Source organism: Bacillus salipaludis, from assembly GCF_004358205.1.
The window spans coordinates 1-4,608 of record NZ_SMYO01000067.1 but is presented as its reverse complement, the minus strand read 5'-3'; the positions used below and the strand labels follow the sequence as shown (position 1 = coordinate 4,608).

Genomic DNA, 4,608 nt, shown 5'->3' with positions numbered 1-4,608 from the left:
ATAACAAAAGAAAAACTCACAAAATGGGGATTAAAAGATATATCCCAACTTTATGAGTTACGATACTTAAAAGATTGAACCGCCGTATACGGAACCGTACGTACGGTGGTGTGAGAGGTCGGGGATTAAATTTCCCCTCCTACTCTATTTTACTATCGGGACAGGTTAGAAATTTAATATTTTTAAAGAACCATCGAATTAGAGCTGAAAAATTAAAAGTATTTTAAAAAGGATAGCTACTTTTATTGCCATATCTATTCATAAAGATTTAATGATTCCTTAAGAAAGGAAAAGCTCTCGATTCCATATATTTGGGATAAAGGAGGTAAGGTAATATCAGATAAACCCCAAGTACCGCTTCAAGAACAAACATAAGAGCAATCACAAGAAAATACTTTTAATGATTTTGATATGGCATCAGAATGTGCCTAGGTGCAAAAATGGATTAGCCATTTTGAACATTTTTTCTTGGAAGTTTGTTGTCTCTAATATGTAAATGGCCATGACCAACTTGTACAAATATCATATTTTATATTGAAAACAAAAGGAGGGGCTTAGGTGTTCGATTTTAGCTCTTTAGAACTTAGTCACTTTTTGTTGGCAACAGCCATCTTGTTAGCACTAGCTCATTTACTAGGCTATTTTGCTGAGCGGTTAATGATTCCTAGGGTAATCGGTGAAGTGGCATCAGGAATTCTTTTAGGACCAACATTACTTGGATATTTTTATCCAAGTGCTTTTTCTTGGCTGTTTTCTGGTTTTCCACAGGAAGATCGGATGTTTGGACTTATGTATCAAATCGGTCTTACATTACTTATGTTTTGTTCTGGATTAAAGTTCCACACTAAATTTAAAAAAGGTGATGGAAAAATTATAACTGTTATCGTTCTCACCTCCACAATTCTTCCGTTTGCACTGGGGTGGATTGCTACCAATTTATTTAATTTTCAACAATTTATTGGACCAGCCAATAGTGAGTTTGCAATCAAGATTGTCATCGCAATTTCAATAGCTGTTACTTCAATACCTGTTATTTCTAAAATATTTAATGACCTAGGAATAATGCAATCACGATTTGCAAAACTTGTTATAGCAATTGCTGGAGTCCATGATACATTGCTTTGGGTCGCGCTTGGAATAGCTACCTCAGTTGCTGGGCATAGCGGATCAGTTACATCTGGGGCTGTTTTTAAGAGTATTGGTATTACAGCAGGGTTCATTATGGTTACTCTTTTTTCTCTTAGCTTTTTGTTTAAAAACCTAACAATTCGAAACGGGAATTTTTTATTTAGAGCTTCTCATGTTGGATATTTTTTATTTATCATGTTTGTTGTTTCTTCAATAGCTGGATATTTAAATATTGATACCATTTTTGGAGCGCTATTAGCAGGAATCGGAGCAAAGTGGGCTTTACCCCCAACGTTGTTTAAACGATTAGAACAGTCTGTACTTCACATTTCATTTTCTTGGTTTATTCCAGTTTACTTTGCCGTAGTAGGACTTAAATTAGATCTTGCCAAACATTTTGAGCCATTATTCTTTTTGCAATATTTGTTATTTGCTACACTTGCACAATCTATTATTGTGTTCCTTGCTTGTAAGATCATTCATCAGGATCGATTAACAAGTATGAATTTTGCAATGGCAATGAATGCACGTGGGGGTCCAGGGATCGTCCTTTCAACCGTTGCATTTTCAGCAGGGATTATTAATCAAGACTTCTTTGCAATTTTAGTTATGTTAGCCCTAATTACTTCATGGCTTGCAGGTTCTTGGCTTCGCCTTGTCTTAAATAAAGGCTGGAGGTTAATGCCAGGAGATGAGGATCTGGTTCCTGAAAAAATTAATAATGATAGTGACATAATAGTTCTACAACAACAAATAAAATATGAAAAATTGGAGGGGAAATAACTTTATAATGTTTATTCTTTGTGATACTTTATACAAGAAAAAGAAATCCATAAAGATAAAAAAATGGATAGGATTCCAGTAAACTCATAACTTAACCGATTTATCGGTTTTATAAATAACTCATACGTACCGTATGATAAACCTAAACAAATAAATATAACGTCTATTATTGAAGTTTTCATTTTAAAACTCCTTAACCACCATATTAAAAAAATAGTAATTCTATAATTCTTTTTTGTTATTCGTGTGAAGGAGCCACGAAAGGAGGCTCCTTATAAATTTTCCTTTAGTCAAATGACCTACAAAAGAAAGTTTCATTTAAGAAGGAACCGCGATTTGCGATTCCTTATTTTTTATTTGTTTGCTGCATTTATGGTACTAAGTGAATTGTTAAGTGCTGTTTTACACTTGTTTACATCAGGATTTGATGAACGTACTGCAGCTAATACAACATCTATTGTTCCATCAATTTTCGTCCATGTAGCACCATCGATTTTTCGAAGCTTAGGTTCCTGAGTGTCCCATTGATGTTCTAATTCATCTGCCCCTTTTTTCGCTGAAGCAAAGTCATTTTTGTTTACAGCGTTTAGTATATCGTTTTCGATTTTTGAAAAATCGTTTAACTGTCCAGATAATGTAGTTGATGAGGCACCAGATTTTGATGTTGATTTATTTGCCCCTTTTAAGACACTAATTGAGTTAGTAAGTGCTGTTTTGCTTTGATTAACATCAGGTTTTGAAGAACGAGCCGCTGCTAGCACAGTGTCAATTGTTCCATCAATTTTTGTCCAGGTAGCACTATCAATTTTTCGAAGCTTAGGTTCTTGTGTATCCCACTGATGTTCCAAATTATCAGCGCCTTTTTTTGCTGAAGCAAAGTCGTTTTTATTTACAGCGTTTAGCATATCATTTTCAATTTTAACAAAATCGTTTAATTGACCTGCTAATGTGGTTTGCTCTGCAGCACCTTGTGATGCAATATAATTACTGCGCCAGTTATAACCACCTATACCTCCAACTAAAAAAATGACGAGTACAACAATCGTTTGTGTTAGCACCTGTTTCTTATTTGCATTACTTTGGTTTGTTTCCGCTATATCACTTTTAACATGTGTATCAACTTTTGAAACGGCAAGGAAAACGATAATCGCTAAAATAGCGATAAGAAAAATCACACTCGTAACGGTTGTACCGAGTCCTAATCCGCCATTTACTTTTGGTTGAGATAGGTAATCTCCAAGTGAGGCTCCAAGCGGACGAGTTAAAATATACGCAATCCAGAAAGCTAATACTCCGTCAAGTTTCAAAAATTTATAAGCTAAGAACACAAGAGCAATAATAATAACAACGCCTATGCCTGTGTTAAGATAACCAAAACCAAGTTGTTCGGAATATAAATCGCCGACCGCTGTTCCAAGTGCAAAGGTGAAAAGAATCGTAAGCCAGTAGAAAACCTCTCTTTTTCTAGTAAAAATCGAGTGGATCGATAGTGTTTTTTCACTAAGATACCAAAATAGAAAAGTCAGTCCTAGTAGCACCGAGAAAACAGCTGTACTAACCTCAAGTGGTACGCCCATATTATCTGTCAAATTATCCGTTACCAGTGTTCCAAATACGCTTATAAGGACAACTGTTACCCAGTAAAAGGCTGGAACATATTTGTTTGCTTTAAATTGAAAAAATAATACAATAAAAAACGCAATTCCCATAATAATGGTAGTAAGAGTTAAACCAAGTCCAATGTTGAAATTGATGAAATCAGCAAATGTTTCACCAACAGTTGTACATAAAACTTTTATGATCCAAAAGAAAATCGTAACTTGTGGTACTTTGTTAAGTAAAATTTTCATTTTATTTTGGTTTTCTTCCAATATAAAAAACCCTTTCTTTAAGGTGGTTTCCCACAATTTAATTTTATTTCTTTTTAAATAAGGATACCCATCCAAATCCAAGTTTATCATTAAGGAAGTCTGCGCCGTTTCTCCCACTGTGATTGCCATCATCTTGAAGTTCCAAAAAATATGGTGACTTGTAATTCTTTGCTAACATTTACCGACCTGTTCCGTTTGTTCAGAAAATGCTAAGTTGTCTTTAAAGAAACTCATCTCCTTTTTGGAAGTAGTCATTGTTAATAAGCAATTTCGATCTCTTATTTTCATTTGGGATGATGTCATTCTCTACTATATTTGAAATGGGGGGGCTATTTATTAAAAGCTGATTAAAATTAACTTAAGTGTCTATTATTATTGTTCATATGGTCCAGGAGTGATAAAGAAGGGAAAGTAATTTTTCATACTGAGAGGAGAAAAGGATGACAAGGAATTACTTGAAGTTATTTTACCAGAAAGGGGAAATATTAGCTTTTCAAGACTTTCCCAATTTCATTGTTGATGGTATCTCAATCTTATCCTTATATTATAAATTCATCAGGTTTGACCATATTGTAAAATCTCTTTTAGAAAAGACTATGAAGAAATACACTTAAAGTAAAGGGTGCAATAGTTGTAGATCAAGCTGTCATTGTGGCAGCTTTTCTTATTGCACTAAAGGGGCAGGTGTGCGGCCGAGCCTAGGTCGTATCATATAACGGGTGGGATTCCCGTCGAGTAAGAACTAGCCATTCGCTCGTAGCGAGTCTTGGAGGGCTAAAGGTAACTTTAGTCTTTAAGCGTAGACAGTTAGGTGGCGGGCCGAAAG

Annotated in this window: 2 protein-coding genes; one reads left to right on the top strand and one right to left on the bottom strand. The window is 34.8% G+C overall.

Annotation, left to right across the window (positions count from 1 at the left end):
* Window positions 1-558 precede the first annotated feature (558 nt).
* Window positions 559-1,911 (top strand): cation:proton antiporter, encoded by a 1,353-nt coding sequence (locus E2K98_RS30175; RefSeq protein ID WP_133340651.1) that lies wholly within the window; start codon window positions 559-561, stop codon window positions 1,909-1,911.
* Window positions 1,912-2,264: 353 nt separating this feature from the next.
* Here E2K98_RS30175 and E2K98_RS30170 read toward each other — a convergent pair whose 3' ends face one another.
* Complete coding sequence (locus E2K98_RS30170) at window positions 2,265-3,914, bottom strand: COG4705 family protein (RefSeq protein WP_235824985.1); 1,650 nt, start codon at window positions 3,912-3,914, stop codon at window positions 2,265-2,267.
* Window positions 3,915-4,608 lie beyond the last annotated feature (694 nt).

Bases quoted from the DNA above. Each gene is read 5' to 3' on its own strand.
- E2K98_RS30170 (WP_235824985.1), bottom strand. From the start codon at position 3,914: ATGATGGCAATCACAGTGGGAGAAACGGCGCAGACTTCCTTAATGATA.